General features: G+C 52.2%; 20 protein-coding genes. 8 read left to right on the plus strand and 12 right to left on the minus strand.

Annotated features, from left to right (window positions below; all coding sequences use genetic code 11):
• Window positions 1–51: 51 nt before the first annotated feature.
• Entirely contained in the window at window positions 52–963 is a 912-nt protein-coding gene (gene punR, locus HV107_RS21555; RefSeq protein ID WP_182060764.1) for a DNA-binding transcriptional activator PunR, read from the plus strand.
• A gap of 16 nt (window positions 964–979) precedes the next feature.
• Here the strand turns inward: punR and purR are convergent, their stop codons facing one another.
• The gene (gene purR, locus HV107_RS21560) at window positions 980–2,005 is read right to left on the minus strand and encodes an HTH-type transcriptional repressor PurR (protein WP_182060765.1); all 1,026 of its coding nucleotides are present in this window, start codon (window positions 2,003–2,005) and stop codon (window positions 980–982) included.
• Window positions 2,006–2,302: 297 nt separating this feature from the next.
• Between purR and HV107_RS21565 the strand changes: the two genes are divergently transcribed.
• A complete protein-coding gene (locus tag HV107_RS21565; RefSeq protein WP_041162048.1) occupies window positions 2,303–2,392 on the plus strand; it encodes a YnhF family membrane protein in 90 nt (29 codons plus the stop codon).
• 165 nt (window positions 2,393–2,557) lie between these two features.
• Entirely contained in the window at window positions 2,558–3,724 is a 1,167-nt protein-coding gene (locus HV107_RS21570; RefSeq protein ID WP_182060766.1) for an MFS transporter, read from the plus strand.
• A gap of 36 nt (window positions 3,725–3,760) precedes the next feature.
• On the opposite strand, the gene sodB is transcribed toward HV107_RS21570, so the two are convergent.
• Window positions 3,761–4,342 (minus strand): superoxide dismutase [Fe], encoded by a 582-nt coding sequence (gene sodB, locus HV107_RS21575; RefSeq protein WP_182060767.1) that lies wholly within the window; start codon window positions 4,340–4,342, stop codon window positions 3,761–3,763.
• Between the two features lie 122 nt (window positions 4,343–4,464).
• Entirely contained in the window at window positions 4,465–5,223 is a 759-nt protein-coding gene (locus tag HV107_RS21580) for a C40 family peptidase (RefSeq protein WP_182060768.1), read from the minus strand.
• Between the two features lie 338 nt (window positions 5,224–5,561).
• Here HV107_RS21580 and grxD point away from each other — a divergent pair, with 338 nt between their 5' ends.
• Window positions 5,562–5,909, plus strand: a complete 348-nt coding sequence (grxD, locus tag HV107_RS21585; RefSeq protein ID WP_014069964.1) for a monothiol glutaredoxin 4 — start codon at window positions 5,562–5,564, stop codon at window positions 5,907–5,909.
• 74 nt (window positions 5,910–5,983) lie between these two features.
• Here the strand turns inward: grxD and rnt are convergent, their stop codons facing one another.
• From rnt to eptA, 5 genes are all read right to left on the minus strand, one after another.
• On the minus strand, window positions 5,984–6,643 hold the full coding sequence (gene rnt, locus HV107_RS21590; protein ID WP_182060769.1) for a ribonuclease T: 660 nt from the start codon (window positions 6,641–6,643) through the stop codon (window positions 5,984–5,986).
• Between the two features lie 96 nt (window positions 6,644–6,739).
• Window positions 6,740–7,147: a lactoylglutathione lyase gene (gene gloA, locus HV107_RS21595; protein ID WP_182060770.1), complete on the minus strand. Its 408-nt coding sequence runs from the start codon at window positions 7,145–7,147 to the stop codon at window positions 6,740–6,742.
• 99 nt (window positions 7,148–7,246) lie between these two features.
• Complete coding sequence (locus HV107_RS21600; RefSeq protein ID WP_182060771.1) at window positions 7,247–8,344, minus strand: alkene reductase; 1,098 nt, start codon at window positions 8,342–8,344, stop codon at window positions 7,247–7,249.
• Window positions 8,345–8,397: 53 nt separating this feature from the next.
• Complete coding sequence (locus tag HV107_RS21605; RefSeq protein ID WP_182060772.1) at window positions 8,398–8,997, minus strand: TetR/AcrR family transcriptional regulator; 600 nt, start codon at window positions 8,995–8,997, stop codon at window positions 8,398–8,400.
• 41 nt (window positions 8,998–9,038) lie between these two features.
• The gene (eptA, locus tag HV107_RS21610) at window positions 9,039–10,664 is read right to left on the minus strand and encodes a phosphoethanolamine transferase EptA (RefSeq protein WP_182063568.1); all 1,626 of its coding nucleotides are present in this window, start codon (window positions 10,662–10,664) and stop codon (window positions 9,039–9,041) included.
• Window positions 10,665–10,812: 148 nt separating this feature from the next.
• Between eptA and HV107_RS21615 the strand changes: the two genes are divergently transcribed.
• The 3 genes from HV107_RS21615 (at window position 10,813) to sodC (ending at window position 12,595) form a co-directional block, all read left to right on the plus strand.
• The gene (locus HV107_RS21615; RefSeq protein ID WP_182060773.1) at window positions 10,813–11,052 is read left to right on the plus strand and encodes a DUF1289 domain-containing protein; all 240 of its coding nucleotides are present in this window, start codon (window positions 10,813–10,815) and stop codon (window positions 11,050–11,052) included.
• A 48-nt stretch (window positions 11,053–11,100) separates the two neighbouring features.
• Complete coding sequence (locus HV107_RS21620) at window positions 11,101–11,997, plus strand: aldo/keto reductase family oxidoreductase (RefSeq protein WP_182060774.1); 897 nt, start codon at window positions 11,101–11,103, stop codon at window positions 11,995–11,997.
• Between the two features lie 79 nt (window positions 11,998–12,076).
• Entirely contained in the window at window positions 12,077–12,595 is a 519-nt protein-coding gene (gene sodC, locus HV107_RS21625; protein ID WP_182060775.1) for a superoxide dismutase [Cu-Zn] SodC, read from the plus strand.
• Here sodC and HV107_RS21630 read toward each other — a convergent pair.
• The 3 genes from HV107_RS21630 to HV107_RS21640 are packed head-to-tail and all read right to left on the minus strand — an operon-like array spanning window position 12,574 to window position 15,754.
• On the minus strand, window positions 12,574–14,607 hold the full coding sequence (locus HV107_RS21630; protein ID WP_182060776.1) for an FUSC family protein: 2,034 nt from the start codon (window positions 14,605–14,607) through the stop codon (window positions 12,574–12,576). The two genes, sodC and HV107_RS21630, sit on opposite strands and share 22 nt — an antisense overlap.
• Entirely contained in the window at window positions 14,607–15,467 is an 861-nt protein-coding gene (locus HV107_RS21635) for an HlyD family secretion protein (RefSeq protein ID WP_182060777.1), read from the minus strand. Before HV107_RS21635 ends, HV107_RS21630 begins: the two co-directional genes overlap by 1 nt.
• Before the next feature lie 2 nt (window positions 15,468–15,469).
• The gene (locus HV107_RS21640) at window positions 15,470–15,754 is read right to left on the minus strand and encodes a DUF1656 domain-containing protein (RefSeq protein WP_395677902.1); all 285 of its coding nucleotides are present in this window, start codon (window positions 15,752–15,754) and stop codon (window positions 15,470–15,472) included.
• A gap of 139 nt (window positions 15,755–15,893) precedes the next feature.
• Here HV107_RS21640 and slyA point away from each other — a divergent pair, with 139 nt between their 5' ends.
• Window positions 15,894–16,334, plus strand: coding sequence for a transcriptional regulator SlyA (gene slyA, locus HV107_RS21645; protein WP_041162049.1), 441 nt, complete (start codon window positions 15,894–15,896; stop codon window positions 16,332–16,334).
• A 36-nt stretch (window positions 16,335–16,370) separates the two neighbouring features.
• Here slyA and HV107_RS21650 read toward each other — a convergent pair whose 3' ends face one another.
• Window positions 16,371–17,732, minus strand: a complete 1,362-nt coding sequence (locus HV107_RS21650) for a GGDEF domain-containing protein (protein ID WP_182060779.1) — start codon at window positions 17,730–17,732, stop codon at window positions 16,371–16,373.
• Window positions 17,733–17,785: the final 53 nt, after the last annotated feature.

Raw genomic sequence — 17,785 nt, forward strand, 5'->3', positions numbered from 1 at the left:
TGTGAAACGCTAATATTTGGCGGGTGCATTCAAATTTTTTGCAGGCAGAAAATGTGGTCAGATTATTCTCTTGAAGTTGTGGATGCTGTCGCCCGTAACGGCAGCTTCAGCGGAGCCGCGCAGGAACTACACCGCGTCCCCTCGGCCATTAGCTACACGGTGCGTCAGCTTGAGGAGTGGCTGGCCGTTCCGCTGTTTGAACGCCGCCATCGCGACGTGGAGTTAACGCCTGCCGGGGCGTGGTTTTTGAAAGAAGGGCGTTCTGTTATCAAAAAAATGCAGATCACTCGTGAACAGTGTCAGCAGATTGCTAATGGCTGGCGAGGTCATCTTTCTATTGCGGTGGATAACATCGTAAAACCCGAACGTACCCGGCAGATGATTGTCGATTTTTATCGCCACTTCTCCGATGTCGAGCTGCGGGTATCGCAGGAAGTCTTTAACGGTGTCTGGGATGCGCTGGCAGATGGCAGGGCAGAGATGGCGATCGGCGCAACACAGGCCATACCCGTTGGGGGACGTTACGCATTTCGCGATATGGGAATGTTAAGCTGGAAATGCGTGGTGGCAAGCGATCACCCGCTGGCGGCAATGGCAGGGCCGTTAAGCGATGATACCCTGCGTAACTGGCCATCGCTGGTACTGGAAGATACGTCACGCTCGTTACCCAAGCGTGTGACCTGGCTTCTGGATAACCAGCGACGGGTGATTGCGCCCGACTGGGAATCCTCCGCGACCTGCCTTTCTGCCGGGTTGTGTGTGGCAATGGTGCCGGTCCATTTTGCCAGACCACGAATCGATGCCGGGGAGTGGGTTGCCCTTGAGCTTGAAAACCCATTCCCGGACGCGGCCTGTTGTCTGACCTGGCAGCAAAGTGACGTATCGCCCGCGATGGCCTGGCTGCTGGATTACCTGGGGGACAGTGAAACGCTGAACAGGGAGTGGTTACGGGAGCCAGATTAACTGGCTCCGTACACGATTAACGGCGGTAGTCGCGGAAAGGACCGTCCGCCACGGAGCGACGTTCGATAAGACGCGGGTGGACTTCAATTGACTGCGACTCTTCACGTTTGTTAACGATCCTGTCCATCAGCATGTTGAAGGCTGTTTCACCCAGAGAATCTTTCGGTTGATGAATAGTGGTCAGCGCCGGGGTGAAGAAACGCGCGTTGCGCACGTTGTCATACCCGATCACAGAAATATCCTGCGGTACGCGCAGACCCAGCTCATCGGCAGCACAAAGCGCACCCATCGCCATAATATCGCCACCGCAGAAGACAGCAGTCGGACGATGCGGCTGGGAGACTATTTGCTGCATTGCGCGGTAACCGGATTCAGGCTCAAAGTCACCCTGAACAATCCAGTTTTCTGGAACGGTGATCAGTGCTTCTTCCATGGCTTTCATAAATCCGGCCAGGCGGCCTGCACCGGTGTTGCGCTCCAGTGGACCTGGAATCACGCCAATCTCGCGGTGACCCCGTTCTACCAGATAACGACCGGCCATGTAACCGCCTTCAAAGGCGTTATCGATTACTGAGTCAGTAAAATCGGCGTGCGCTTCACCCCAGTCCATCACCACCATTGGGATGTGACGGTACTCTTCCAGCATGGAGAGCACAGAATCCGGGTATTCGGAACACATGACCAGCAGGCCATCCACGCGTTTTTGCGCCATCATTGACAGATAAGCGCGCTGTTTCTCATGGTTGTTCCATGCGTTACCCAGGATCAGGGTATAGCCTTTCTGGAAGCAGTTTTTCTCGACCGCCTCGATTATCTCTGCGAAATATGCAGCTTCGCTGCTGGTGGCCAGCAAACCAATGGATTTGGTGTGATTAACTTTAAGGCTACGTGCGACCGCGCTTGGCGAATAGTGCAGTTCTTTGATCGCCGCCCAGACGGCATTACGCGTCTCTTCCGCTACAAAACGGGTTTTGTTAATTACATGTGATACGGTTGTAGTGGAAACGTTTGCGCGTTTTGCCACGTCTTTAATTGTTGCCATTAAATGTCACTCCAGACCATATCCTAAGCTCCTGAAAAACTTGAAGGTAAACGTTTGCCTTCTCTCACCCTTATCACGCAATCTGGAATTGCGACACGCCGGGAAAACGACACAGGACGTCAGGAGGGGGTCAATGGCCGGTACGCTAATAAATTTAGCGTGGAATTTTGTCCTATCTTGATGAAAAGGGGAAGAGCAAAAGTGGATATCAGTTTAAATCCAAGAAGATTTTTGACGTAAACTGTGTAAAAATGAGCAAGCTCACTTTTCGTAAGGTGATTAAAAGGAGAAAAATTGATGAGTACCGATCTTAAGTTTTCGCTGACGACCACCGTTATCGTGCTGGCACTGATTGTTGCAGCTGGTCTGACGGCTGTATTGCACTGATTTACGCGGGGGGAGAGTTCTCTCCCTCCACATTCCTCGCTGATTGTTACTTCTCCGGCAATAATCTTTTGCCAAATTGTTAACTTCTCATTTTTTGTGATTGGTGTCATGCTTTTTGCTTCTTTGTTCTGTGTCGCGGTACGACACGGCATCCGGAGTTGACTCATGAAAATCAATTATCCTCTGCTGGCCCTGGCGATTGGCGCTTTTGGGATTGGCACCACCGAATTTTCCCCGATGGGGTTATTGCCTGTTATCGCCCGGGGTGTAGACGTCTCTATCCCGGCGGCCGGTATGCTGATTAGCGCCTACGCGATTGGCGTGATGGTAGGGGCACCGTTAATGACGTTGCTGCTTTCACACCGTGCGCGCCGTAATGCGCTGATTTTCCTGATGGCTATTTTTACCCTGGGGAATGTGCTTTCCGCGCTTTCACCGGATTACACCACGCTGATGTTGTCACGTATCCTGACCAGCCTTAACCACGGTGCCTTCTTCGGACTGGGCTCGGTGGTTGCAGCAAGCGTTGTACCTAAACATAAGCAGGCCAGCGCCGTGGCAACCATGTTTATGGGTCTGACCATTGCCAACATCGGCGGTGTACCTGCGGCCACGTGGCTGGGTGAAGCGATCGGCTGGCGTATGTCGTTCCTGGCAACCGCTGCACTGGGCGTGATTGCTATGGTCGCACTGTTCTTCTCGTTGCCAAAAGGCAGCGCAGGCGAACGCCCTGATGTACGCAAAGAGCTGTCCGTGCTGGTTCGTCCTCAGGTATTGTCTGCACTGCTGACCACCGTGCTGGGGGCTGGGGCGATGTTCACGCTCTATACCTATATTTCGCCCGTGCTGCACGACATTACTCATGCCACGCCGGTCTTTATTACCGCGATGCTGGTGCTGATTGGCGTAGGGTTCTCTATCGGTAACTACCTGGGCGGTAAGCTGGCAGACCGTTCCGTGAGTGGCACGCTGAAAGGCTTCTTAACGCTGCTGATTGTCATCATGGTGGCCATTCCGTGGCTGGCGCGTAACGAAATTGGCGCAGCCATTGCGATGGTGGTATGGGGTGCGGCGACCTTTGCCGTGGTTCCGCCGTTGCAGATGCGGGTAATGCGTGTGGCGCATGAAGCGCCAGGACTCTCTTCATCCGTGAATATTGGTGCGTTTAACCTGGGTAATGCACTGGGCGCTGCGGCCGGCGGTGCGGTGATTTCGGGTGGCCTGGGGTACAGCTTTGTGCCGGTAATGGGGGCGATTATTGCGGCTCTGGGGTTACTGCTGGTACTGATGTCGGGTCGTAAACAGCCAGAAACGGCCTGCGCGGCTGAATAATCATAACGCAGAAGGGCGAACCCTTCTGCGTGTCTCTTACGCTGCGAGGTTCTTCGCAACAAATTCCCAGTTAACCAGCGCCCAGAAATGCTCCAGGTAGTTCGGGCGTGCGTTACGGTAATCGATGTAGTAAGCATGTTCCCACACATCGACGGTCATCAGCGGGGTTGCGCTGGTGGTCAGCGGTGTACCCGCGTTGGATGTTGATACGATAGCCAGTTTGCCATCGGCTTCTTTCACAAGCCAGGTCCAGCCAGATCCAAAGTTTTTAATTGCTGCGTCAGTGAATTTCGCTTTGAAATCAGCAAAGCTGCCGAACGAGGTATTGATGGCTGCGGCCAGTTCACTGGTGGGTTCTCCGCCTGCATTAGGTGCCAGGCAGTGCCAGTAAAACGTGTGGTTCCAGACCTGAGCGGCGTTGTTAAACACGCCACCTTCTGAGCTACGCACGATCTCTTCCAGCGTTTTGCCTTCAAAGTCAGTGCCTTTGATCAGGTTGTTCAGGTTGGTGACATACGTCTGGTGATGTTTGCCGTAGTGATATTCCAGGGTTTCCACGGAAATGTGTGGAGCCAGGGCGTCTTTTGCATACGGTAGTGCAGGTAATTCGAACGACATTGCTTCTCTCCTTATTATTTTTTACGTTGCCAATAACCATAAAGACAACAGGGATAGAGTAGCAAATTGAAAGGGTATGCAAAAGAGGAACTTACCCCGCCGCAGACGCGGCAGGGCAAGGATTAACGGATGGTTTTCGGGGTCATCACACGGCGTGCACCAACGTAGTGGCGTACCCAGTAATCTTCGCTCAGAGAGGTGATTTGAATGTCCTGGCCGCTACGTGGCGACTGGATGAATTTCCCGTTGCCAACGTAAACACCCACGTGGTCGGCCATGCCGCGACCCTGAGTGCGGAAGAAGACCAGATCGCCGCTTTCCAGTTCACCACGATCGACCGGTGAAGCATCGCGCAGGTGATACATTTCGTTCGCAGTACGCGGAATACGGAATTTCACCAGATCTTTGTAGGCGTAGTACACCAGACCGCTGCAATCGAAACCGGTACGGGGTGAGGTTCCGCCCCAGCGATAAGGCTTGCCAATTTGTCCCATCAGCTTGTTCATCGCGGTTTTTTGCGCTTTCTGGACGCGTACCTTATGGACTTCCGCTACTTTCGTGACTTTGACGCACTTCGCTTTGTGACCTTTGCGGGCAGTGCATTTTTCGGTAACGAGATTAGCGGCAGTTTGCTGGGCTTTGCGCGAAGTGGTGTGAGTGGTTTTAGCTTTGCTGGAGGCAGTACGTTTAGTCTGTGTGGTGGTTTTTTTCTTTTCGTTCTTACTGGTGGTTTTTTTCTTACGTTCTGTGACTTTAGCCAGGTGCGTTTTTTGTACAGCAGAATGCCGCGCCTGCTGGGAGGCGTTAGCCACTGGCGTGAAAGAGAGTGTTGTAAACAATAAAGCACAGAGCGTGATCGAGATTTTATTTATCCGCGCCACTGGCCAGTCCCCTGGTAAATGCAGGTCATCAATCATGCCTGCGTGTGATTTTCAAAACCTGTCGATTCTAATCTATAAAAACCCGAGAAGTTAATAGCATTTTTCAATCTAAAATTGTGTTTCGTTAGCAAGTGCAAAAAAAAACATCAATCTGTAGCACTATTGCTTACTCCTTAAGCAAAACCTTATCTGCAGTAGGGTTAAGCTACATTTGGAATGCAACTTATGCCGGTAACGTTTAAAATATATAGACGTGAAAAAAATGTTATTTTCCGATGCCGCTCTGAACCGCTACAATGTCAGACGAATGCCGTAACAGAAGTTAAAGGAAGCAAGACATGAGCACCACTATTGAAAAAATCCAGCACCAGATTGCTGAAAACCCAATTCTCCTGTACATGAAAGGTTCTCCGAAACTGCCAAGCTGCGGTTTCTCCGCACAAGCAGTTCAGGCGCTGTCTGCCTGTGGTGAGCGCTTTGCTTACGTTGATATCCTGCAAAACCCGGACATTCGCGCTGAGCTGCCAAAATACGCTAACTGGCCGACCTTCCCGCAGCTGTGGGTTGATGGCGAGCTGGTTGGCGGTTGTGACATCCTGATCGAAATGTATCAGCGTGGCGAACTGCAACAGCTGATCAAAGAAACCGCTGCTAAGTACAAAACTGAAGAACCAGACGCAGAGTAAGTTATCTGCGAAAATAAAAAAGCGACCTGTCGAGGTCGCTTTTTTTTTGTCGGGTGGCGCTGCGCTTACCCGACCTACGATTGAATATCTGCCTCATCGCCCATCGGTAGCGGCCAGCCGCCAAGACGTTTCCAGCGGTTCACAATTTCACAGAACAGTTCAGCCGTGCGTTCGGTGTCATATAACGCGGAATGTGCCTGAGTCCCGTCAAACGCAATTCCTGCCGTGATACAGGCTTTGGATAATACCGTTTGCCCCAGCGCCAGGCCGCTCAGTGCAGCGGTGTCGAAGGTAACAAACGGGTGGAAAGGGTTGCGCTTGAGCGAAGCGCGTTCGGCAGCCGCCATCATAAAGCTGTGATCGAAGGTGGCGTTATGCGCCACCATGATCGCGCGGCTGCAATCATTGTCCTTCATGCCTTTGCGCACCATTTTGAAAATGGCGTGCAGTGCATCGTATTCGCTTACGGCGCCACGCAGCGGATTATTTGGATCAATGCCGTTAAAGGCCAGCGCTTCTGGCTGTAAGTTGGCGCCCTCAAACGGGTCAACATGGAAATGCAGCGTGGTGTCCGGTGAAATCCAGCCCTGTTCATCCATCTTCAGCGTGATGGCGGCAATTTCAAGCAGCGCATCGGTTTTAGCGTTAAATCCGGCTGTTTCTACATCAATGACAACGGGATAAAAACCACGAAAACGGTCGCACAGACCGGTAAATTGAGCATTATCGGACATCAGGGTCTCTTACATGGGGAAAAAAGCAGTGCGCATTATGGCAAATTTTAAGAGGGGATGCAGTAAAACTACGGGCGCATATTGCGCCCTACGGGATCAGTTGCCCAGACCGCGACCAGCGTCTTTGGCTTCAATCAGCTCGATTTTGTAACCATCTGGATCTTCAACAAAAGCAATGACCGTGGTGCCGCCTTTGACCGGGCCCGCTTCACGGGTCACGTTACCGCCGTTGCTGCGGATGCGTTCACAGGCTTCAGCGGCATTTTCCACTTCCAGCGCGATATGGCCATATGCCGTGCCCAGCTCGTAGTTGTCTACGCCCCAGTTGTAGGTCAGCTCGATAACCGCTTCATCCGATTCCGGGCCGTAGCCAACGAACGCCAGTGAATATTTGTACTCCGGATTTTCGCTGGTGCGCAGCAGTGTCATTCCCAGGACGTTAGTGTAGAAATCGACAGAACGTTGCAGGTCGCCAACGCGCAGCATGGTGTGAAGTAGGCGCATAATTTCCTCATTAACTAATGGATTGGATTATGTTTTTGAACAGAAACGATGTTTTAGTATAGCGGCGAAATGTCGCCGCTATCAATGCACAAGGAGGAATTACAGGGAAGGGTAGTCGGTGTAACCTTCAGCGCCGCCGCCGTAGAAGCTTTCCGGGCGCTGCGGGTTCAGCGCGGTTTTACGTTCCAGACGGGCAACCAGATCCGGGTTAGCGATGTAATCGCGACCGAATGCGACCGCATCGATCAGCCCTTTGTTGATCAGGTCTTCTGCTTTCTCTGGTGTATATGCACCGGCACCGATAATCACGCCGTGGAAACGATCGCGCACTTTCTGACGGAAAGCCTCGGTGTATGGCTGACCGCCCGCCCAGTCTGGTTCAGACATATGCAGGTAAGCAATGCCGCGTTTTGCCAGCTCTTCAATCAGGTACAGGGCATCTGCTTCTTCATTCGCACCGTTATCAACGTTCTGGAAAGAACCAATCGGAGAGACACGGATACCGATACGGTCTGCGCTCCACTCCTTGCAAACGGCATCAACCACTTCCAGAACCAGACGCGCGCGGTTTTCAACGCTGCCGCCGTACTGGTCAGTACGATGGTTAGAGGACGGTGACAGGAACTGATGCAACAGGTAGCCGTGAGCTGAGTGCAGCTCAACCAGGTCGAAACCGGCATCACGCGCATTCGCAACGGCCTGACGGAAATCATTCACGATACCCGGGATCTCTTCCAGCTCCAGCGCACGCGGCATAGAGGTATCTACGCGGATCGCATGGCCGTTTTCATCGCGCAGCGAGGTACGGGTGTTGGCACTCAGCGCTGACGCGGATACAGGAGCCTGGCCGCCAGGCTGGATGCTGTTGTGAGAGATACGACCGGTATGCCACAGCTGTACGGCGATGCGGCCATCTTCAGCATGAACACCGGCGGTGATTTTTTTCCATGCCGCAATTTGTTCCGGGCTGTGCAGGCCAGGTGCGCCAGCATAACCTTTTGCCTGGGCAGAAATCTGCGTAGCCTCAGAGATGATTAGCCCTGAACTTGCGCGCTGACGGTAATATTCACCCATCAGTGGGGTTGGGATATCCCCCGGTTCAATGCTACGAAGACGGGTGAGAGGGGCCATAAATACGCGGTTTGGCGCGGTGACGGCACCCACTTTCAGTGGGGTAAATAATTTTTGAGCTGACATAGAGACTCCTGAGTAGACCAGTCGACTAGTAATTGAGTAAATAAAAACGCCTGCTAAACGCCAGGCGCTGTAATACTGATTTTCACATGCGCCAGTGCGCTTTCCAGCGGCACGGCACTGCGAGAAATTTTGGCTTGCAGGTTTGCACCTAACCAGAGTGCATAGAGTACCTGCGCCTGGGTCAGCGGCTCACCCGGGAAGGCCAGCGTCTTTTCATTGCGGCCTTTCTCAAGCGCCTGGGCCAGCAGGGCGATAACGCCGCTGGCACCTTTGTCCATTGCGGTACGCATATCTTCGGAAAGATCGCATACCTCAGCAGAGAGTTTTACCGTCAGGCATCCGCTGATAATGCCCTGCTGACAGAACTGGGTCAGCGTTTCCTGATAGTAGTTAAGAACACGATCCCGGTAGTTACCTTCGCCACTGGCAAAGTGGGTAGCAAGGCGCTGATGGTAACTGGCATAGTGCCGTTCCAGCATCGCCACGCCAAAGGCTTCTTTTGAGCGAAAGTAGTGGTAGAACGACCCTTTCGGCACCTCAGCGGTTTTTAACAGTTCGCTAAGCCCCATACCGGTAAACCCGCGATGCATACAAAGACGCTCGCCTGTAGCCAGTAAGTGTTCGCGCGTATCGTGTTCAGTATTTCTGCTCATGTCGGCACTCTAATAGACCAATCGGTCTATTGCAAGCAGGATTATTGACGACATGTGTTCAGGATATCCAGTTGTTGCTGATAAACCTTTGATTTTACGTTCATCATCCCAAGAACCGTTGAGAATAAATTATCCTGTGAAACCGCATCTTTTGCCGCATGGTCGCGCAGGCATTGCTCGTTAACGCCGTAGTTCTTTGCGTAGTCAGGAGAGAGCCAGAACATAAACGGAATATGCGTTTGCTGTTCAGGCGCCAGCATGTACGGCGTGCCGTGCAGGTAGATACCGCTTTCGCCCAGCGATTCACCGTGATCCGACAGGTAAATCAACGCCGTGTTCATGCTGCCCTGGCGGGCTTTCAGGGTATCGATAGTCTTGCTCACGATGCTATCGGTATAAAGGATTGTGTTGTCATAGGTGTTAATCAGCGCCTGATGATCGCAATCCTGAATCTCATTCGTATCGCAGGTTGGTGTGAATTTGCGGAAGTTATCCGGGTAGCGGCGATAGTACGCCGGGCCGTGACTGCCCATCAGGTGAATGACCAGAACTGTGTCCTGCTTCAGGCCGTCCAGCACGTTATCAAGGCGGTAGAAATTGACGTCATCAATACAGGATTTGTCTTTGCAGAACTGGTCCAGCTTCCACTGGGTCATGTCCGTATGCGGGATACGGTCACAAGCGCCTTTGCATCCGCCATCGTTATCACGCCATAGCAGGTTGATACCTGCATGTCCCAGCACGTCGAGCAACCCTTCCTGGTGGCGGGCGAGGTCAGCGTCGTATTTCTTACGTGTCATTCCAGAGAACATGCAAGGAACAGAGACCGCGGTTTCTGTCCCACAGGAGGATGCCTGAGGGAAGTTGATGATGTCTTGTTTTTTCAGTTCAGGGTTGGTTTCACGGTCGTAGCCGTTAAGCGAGTAGTTCGCTGCACGGGACGCTTCACCGACCAACAACACCAGCACCGTTTTTTTCTGCTGCCCGGCAATCACCGGGCCTTTGTGGGCGTCTTCGCCAATACGCACCAGGGTCTGATCGCCTGCAAACCAGCGGGTTTTGCTGTATTTCATGATCGCGCTGACGTAGTTAGCAGGGGTCACCATTTTGACGATGCTTTTGTTGTTACGGAACAGCGATGCGTAATCTTTATAGAAAACCGATGCGACCAGAATGATCACCAGCAGTGCGCCGAGCATTGCGGCAATACGCGTCAGCATCGCGTACCACCATTTACCGGTGCGTATACGCGTCAGGGCTAATACCACGGAAGGAATAAGACCGGCAACGACAATCCAGATGATCATCTGTGGTGTCACGAGGGCGGTCGCTTCCTGGGAGTTGGTTTCGAACACGTTAACAATCATGTTCTGATCGATAACCGCGCCGTAGGTATACATAAAATAGGTTGCTGCGGCGCATCCCATGGTTAACAGGATCAGCAGCGGCTTGCGGATAAAGGGAATATTGAGAATGCTAAAAACAATGACCCAGCCGCAAAACAGCACCAGCGGGACTGAGGCCGCAAAGAGCACATCATGCAACTGCGCAGGGGCGATGATGGCCCAGCTGCGCTGTATGAACAGGGCATTCAGCGCGGTAAAAAAGAGGGCACAACCCAGAGTAAATTTAATGTCGTTACATTGTAACTTTTTAAGAAACCACATCATTATCAAACCATTCTTTATAGTGATGTGGCGAGTATAGGGAGAGAAGATTAGTGAAACCTTAATGCCATATTTCTGTGGTAAAGCCCTTGCATGAGCGGCATTTAACGTCTTCACTGTAGGTGATAATCGTTTTCTGGAGGTGTGTGTGGCAGAGCAACTGGAGTTTTTCCCCATCCAGAGCCCGTGCCGGGGAATTTGTCAGGTAGATGATCGCGGATATTGCCGTGGGTGTATGCGTACCCGCGACGAGCGTTTTAACTGGCAAAATTTTAGCGATACGCAAAAACAGGACATCCTGCGCCTGTGTCGGCAGCGTTTGCTGCGCAAAATACGCGCAAACAAAGCGGGTGAAACCGAAGAACCCCAGCAACCTTCACTTTTTTAGCAGCGTAATTGCGTATACTCATGACATTACTTCCTTGAGGAAATTGTTATGGTTCAGCGTATTACACTTACCCCCCAGGGCCCGGAGTTTTCCCGTTTTGTGATGGGTTACTGGCGGCTGATGGACTGGAATATGTCCCCCCTTCAGCTCGCGAGCTTCATTGAAGAGCATCTCGATTTAGGCATTACTACCGTCGATCATGCGGACATCTATGGCGGCTACCTGTGTGAAGCCGCATTCGGTGAGGCACTTAAGCTGGTTCCGGCGCTTCGTTCTCGTATGGAGATTGTCACCAAATGCGGCATCGCCACTACCGCTAAACCGGAGCACGCGCTTGGCCACTACATCACCGACCGCGACCACATTGTAAAAAGCGCAGAGCAATCACTGGTTAATCTGGCGACAGACCATATCGATTTGCTGCTGATTCATCGCCCGGATCCGTTGATGGATGCAGACGAAGTGGCTGAGGCTTTCCTGAATCTTCACCAGAGCGGCAAAGTCCGTCATTTCGGCGTATCGAACTTTACCCCTGAGCAGTTCGCCTTACTTCAGTCGCGCCTGCCATTTACGCTGGCCACTAATCAGGTTGAGATTTCACCTGTTCACCAGCCGCTGCTGCTGGACGGTACGCTCGATCAGCTGCAACAGCTGCGCATTCGTCCGATGGCGTGGTCGTGCCTGGGGGGCGGGCGTCTGTTCAATGACGATGCCTTCCAGCCATTGCGTGATGAGCTGACCACTATTGCACAAGAGCTGAATGCGGAAAGCATTGAGCAGGTAGTGTACGCGTGGATCATGCGTCTGCCGTCAAAACCGCTGCCGATTATCGGTTCCGGTAAAATTGAACGTGTGCGTGCGGCAATTGCCGCTGAAGCGCTGGAAATGACGCGACAGCAGTGGTTCCGCATCCGTAAAGCGGCACTGGGTTACGACGTCCCGTAATCCGCCGCAACGTGACCTCCCGGTGAACATGCAGCCTCTGGTATAGACTTAAGGGGCAAAAAGAAACCCAGGAGGTCACATGAAGCGTTTTGCTCTGGCACTCGTGACACTGGCGGTATGCGCAGGGGCGCAGGCTGCCAGTGACGAAGTAGAAATGAACCTCGTTTCCCCACTTGGCGTAGGCCAGTCCATCGGAACAGTAAAAATTACTGAAACCGACAAAGGACTGGAGTTTGCTCCTCATCTCCACTCACTTCCACCCGGCGAGCATGGTTTTCATGTTCATACCAACGGTAGTTGTCAGCCAGCCCTGAAAGAGGGGAAAGCCTCGGCGGCTGAAGCCGCAGGTGGCCACCTTGATCCAGAACACTACGGTAAGCATGAGGGGCCGAACGGTATGGGGCATCTGGGTGACCTGCCCGTGCTGGTGGTGAATAAAGACGGCAACGCCACGACGCCGGTTATTGCGCCGCGGCTGAAAAAACTGGATGAAATCAAAGGCAGGGCGCTAATGATCCATGCAGGCGGCGATAACATGTCCGACAAGCCTAAACCTCTGGGCGGTGGCGGTGCACGTTATGCCTGCGGCGTTATCTGATCGCCTATCGTACCTGGTGGTGGGGCCTGCTCTAGCTGTGACAACGAACAGTGCAGTCGCCAGATTATCGAGGCCAAATCGCGCGCAGCCAGGAGATGGTGGCGCGCGAGGGTGTCGCAAATACGCTGGAGCTCAACGAGAGTGGCTTCCAGCGGACGTTGCTGAACACCGCGTTCACTCATCACATCGCGCAGTAACGCGATACAGATATCCCGAACCTGCGCCAGAGGGTCTGAACGGGTTTCCCAGGCACGCAGTTGCCACACCACATGTGAGCAGTTAAGCAATACCACGCCCCAGCGCAGCAGCCAGCGGCGCGCGAGAACATCCTGACTGTTATTCAACTGACTCACGTGATGATACACAAGGGATTCATACTCGCTTTCGCGCAGATGGGGCTTACGGCTGAGCTGATCGACAAATCCCCGGCGAAGCTCGCGGATATGACGCCGACTTTTGCGCGCATCAGAACCCGGGCGGAGAACCGCAAACGCCAGCCAGGTTAATGCCACACCAAGGATTTTTGCCAGGTTGTCGTTGAGGAAGTTAGCAAAATCATAAACGGGTGGGTTGGTGACCGCGATAAACGATCCCATGAAGACGATAAGCTGCCCCCAGAGCCCGGCGAGTTTTGGCATTTGTAGCTTCAGTAGCTGCATGGTAGTGAGCAAAGGGAAGAGAAACAGCAGAAACTGCCAAAGATCCGTGATTTGCACCATCAGGCCAAACATCACCACAAAACTGAACAGTGACAGCAGTATCAGCGTACGCAGTAACAGCGTCAGCGAGTTAAAGGGTGAGGGGGAAACAGAGTAAAGCACGCTGCTAATGGCGGCGAGGGTTAACGCGGCGGAGGTGCTGTCCCACTGGGTTGTAATGCCCCATGTCCCTACCAGAGTCAGCGCGCAGAACGTACGAAAACCGCTCCAGAGTGCCTCCATGTTGTCAGTATGCCGCGCCAGTGCAGGGCTTTGCGGAACAGAGAACTCCGTAATGGGCGTGGCATTTTCTACCGCGCGGATCCAGCGGCTGCTCAACAGGTAAAGCCGACAAAAATAGCGCAGCCGTTGCCAGAAGGCGCGATGGCGATAGTCATATTCATCCACCGGAGCCAGCGGCGCAATAATGCGCGCTACGCTATAGGAGTCTGCCGTTGGTCGCGCAAGCTCAACCAGCAGAGCTTCAATAATGTCGCGGGTGTTTTCCGGCGGATTGGGCCAGTTAAGCAACATTCGGCGCAGGCTGGAAATTGCACTTGTCATGCGCAGTTGCTGATGCAGCAGATAGTTAAGCAACGCGTTCTGCCTGCGGAAACGGTAGTGGCTCCAGAACGCCTGGATACGCAGTAAATTCATGGTCAGGATCTGGCCGATGACTTTTTCGTGCGCAAGGCGAATTTCGTCGTTGGTGTCGGGCTGCCAGAGAAGACTTGCGTGTTCCAGCAAACGAGTGTGCATGGTTTTTAACGCGGTGATCAGTGCAGTGCCATCCGACGTGCTGGGCAGGATCATCATCATGACCCCACCGCAAAGAATACCGATGATGACTTCGCACACACGCGCCTGGGCGATATCCCACAGTTCGGTGGTATCCAGCACGTTGATGACCGGGAAAGCAATAATGGCGGCGGTATAGCCTGCCAACTGAAACGCGTAGGCCACGTTATTGGTAAAATGCGCGCAGGCCCAGGTACAAAAGCCCAGCCATGTTGCCATGCTCAGTAAAAAGAGCCAGGGATCGTTCAGGGTATGGCCAGCGATGATCAACGCAGCAGTTGCACCGAGCAGGCTACCCGCCACGCGTCCCAGACTTTTACTGATAACACCGCCAACGGTGGGGAAGCTCACCACCGCCGCAGAGGTCATCGCCCAGTAGGGCTCGTCCAGGTTCAGATAGTAGGCCACCATGAGCGCAAGACACATGGCAATGCCGTTACGCAGCGCATAACGCCACTGCGGGCGGGTTGCTTTTATCCATGGGGTGTTACGCCAGGAGAAAGCGGAGAGGTTCATTAACGTGTTCCGACAGAGACGGTACAGGTTGTGCCTGAAACCAGAGTGATGTCTTTCGACAGGTTATCAAACTCCACACGAACCGGAACGCGTTGGGCAAGACGCACCCAGGGCACATTCGGTTTGATATCTGGCACCAGGCCGGAATCTGTCTCTACGCTTTGATCGTATATGGCCCGGCCAATACTTGATACGTGACCCTGTAACGTTTGTGAGCCACTGTACAGTGTTATCCGCGCCGGTGCACCTTCCTGAATATGGCGCAGTTTCGTCTCTTCAAAATAGCCGACAACATAGAAAGAGTGGCTGTCTACCAGTGCAAACACTGGTTGCCCCGTGGCGGCGTAATTCCCCACACGCGTAGAAAGGTTCGTCACCCATCCATCAACCGGAGATTTCACCACCGTTTGCGTCAGCTGCCACTGGGCCTGTTTCAGCGTTGCTTCGGCAACATCGACGCTTGCCTGCATGGCTTTCACATTAATGTTGGCGGTGTCCAGGTCTTCCGCAGAGATATAATTTTGCGATAAATGGCGGCGGCGATTGGCTTCGTTATTGGCTTTCGCCAGGTCAGACTGTGCTTTGGCAAGCTGCGCCTGTGCATTCAGGATAGCGATATGAAAGGGCGTTTCGTCAATACGGAACAGAACATCGCCTTCTTTAACAAACTGATTATCTTTAACAAGAAGCGTCGTGATACTGCCGGAGACCTGTGGGGTGATATTGACCTGCTCGGCGCGGATTTTACCGTCACGCGTCCAGGGGGACTGCATGTAGTAAGTCCACATCCACCAACCAGCAACCAGTGCCAGAGCAAGAACCAAAAGAGTGGAAAAATATTTTAGCGTTTTCAGAGACATATTCACCACACAATCAACACGGCAAGGCCAAGACATACGGAAAGGGCAAACAGGGAGAGATCCATCAGCATCGGGTGCCAGATTTCACCGGAATACATCCAGTCACGCAGCAGGCGGTGCGCGACGAGCCAAATCAAAAAGCCGACAAAAACGGCTTTAAAAAGAGGAGGGAAATAGACTGATGCACCGACTATCAAGTCCTGGAGGGGTAACCCCGCGGAGCTGTAAGAAAACTTCACGAGCAGAGATCCTTTGCAGTTGAAAGGGTGGCCACAATGGCCGGTCATTACACGATGAAGCGACAGTATTCAGTGTAAATCATACTTTCAACATCGATGAATGCAGTATTGCATTTGTTTTGGCAATATAAATGCTGCACACTATTCTAAAATCAGTATAATAACTTAGCAAGCTAATTATAAGGAGATGAAATTGGAATCGCCATTAGGTTCTGATCTGGCAAGGTTGGTACGCGTCTGGCGTGCTCTGATTGACCATCGCCTGAAACCTCTGGAATTGACACAGACGCATTGGGTCACGCTGCATAACATTCATCAGCTGCCACCCGAACAGTCGCAAATTCAACTGGCCAAAGCGATAGGTATTGAGCAGCCGTCGTTGGTACGAACGCTCGATCAGCTGGAAGAAAAGGGGCTGATATCACGGCAGACCTGCGCCAGTGACCGTCGCGCCAAGCGGATTAAACTCACTGAAAAAGCAGCGCCAATCATTGATGAGATGGAAGCTGTGATCAGCAAAACGCGAGGGGAGATCCTGTCCGGGATATCTCCGGCGGAACTTGAGATGCTCATTAGTCTCATTGCTCGTCTTGAGCAGAACATCAGTGAGTTGCAGTCCCGCGACTGAGAACATAAAAAAGCCTTGCATCAGCAAGGCTTTTTCTTACTGAAAGACCACCACGCGGTTACGTCCCGTCTCTTTTGCCTCATACATTGCTTTATCCGCACTTTCCACGCAATACTCGGCGGTTATCTGTGAAGATGTCGCGGTAAACACCCCCATGCTGATGGTAATGGGCTCTGGAAGCTGTCCGTTACTGCTGGTCTTATCAAAGCTACTTAAGTTGAGGCGAATACGCTCTGCCACCTGGCGTGCGGCATCGGAATCGGTATTGGCCAACATCAGGACGAACTCCTCACCGCCAATGCGTGCGGCAATATCCTGAGGGCGCACGGAATCCATCAGCAAATTGGCGACAAACTGCAATACCTTGTCGCCCTGTAGGTGGCCATAACAGTCGTTGATGCGTTTGAAGCGATCGAGGTCACTGACGATAACGGAAACTGGTCGGGTCGCTTTCGCTGCCGCAAGGGACTGGTTTAACGCGTCATAAAAATAGCTGCGGTTATAGAGTCGGGTAAGCGGATCGCGAATCGAATTTTGATAGGACTGTTGGTACTTTAAATGTGAGTCACGATAGAGACTAAAGACATCATAAAGCAGAACCAGAATAATGAGTAAGGTTGCCGCAGTTTCAAATAAACGGGCGCGATACCAGGCGATATCCTCCGCGTGTCCACCGAAAAACAACATGCACAGTGTCACGATGTAACAGACACATAAAAAAGTACCGCCAACCCAGAAAAGATTGCGTAAACGCGTAATAGCTAACAGCGTGATGAATGCCACCACCCACAAAATGATAAGCAGGATATTGATAAAATGGCTCCAGAGAACCATAAATTTCCGGGTTTCATTATCCACTAAATCAATCATCAATACTGATGAGTGACCGGAACAAAGCCATGCCAGTAAAATCATACAGGCGGTGAATACAAAAATAGCGATAATAATACTGATATGCGCCAGTCGTGATAAAGGGTAATCCCGGACCATATACAGTAGCGCGGCAAGGATAATCAACACCGCCATCAGGATATGACGAAACGTGAAGAAAATCATCGTGTCATTATAGTTAACGATGTCGAACTGGTAGAGGTCAAGCCAGGCAGGGAAGCTCGACAGCGTCCCAGTCATCATCAGCATCGACCCGGTGAAGGCGAAAGCGATAGCGACCAAATACAAGCGTCTGCGATCGCACCAGTATTTCATCGACATAAAACAAGCAATAAACAGATGAAACACGAGTAAAAATATGGTGAGCGTTGGGAATAATAAGGGTGAAAATGAAGAGACTGACTCAACCAGTTTTAAAAATGAACCCTGTAATATCCCAATGACAATTATGCAGCCAAAGAAAAAAGCGATATAGCGGTTCTTTATGTAACGTTCAATCGTGTTCATACGTTTTTGTTAACAATAAAATAATAGTCTATTAAAGAAGTGTGATTCTGCAT

It is taken from the genome of Enterobacter sp. RHBSTW-00175 (assembly GCF_013927005.1).
Lineage (GTDB): Bacteria > Pseudomonadota > Gammaproteobacteria > Enterobacterales > Enterobacteriaceae > Enterobacter.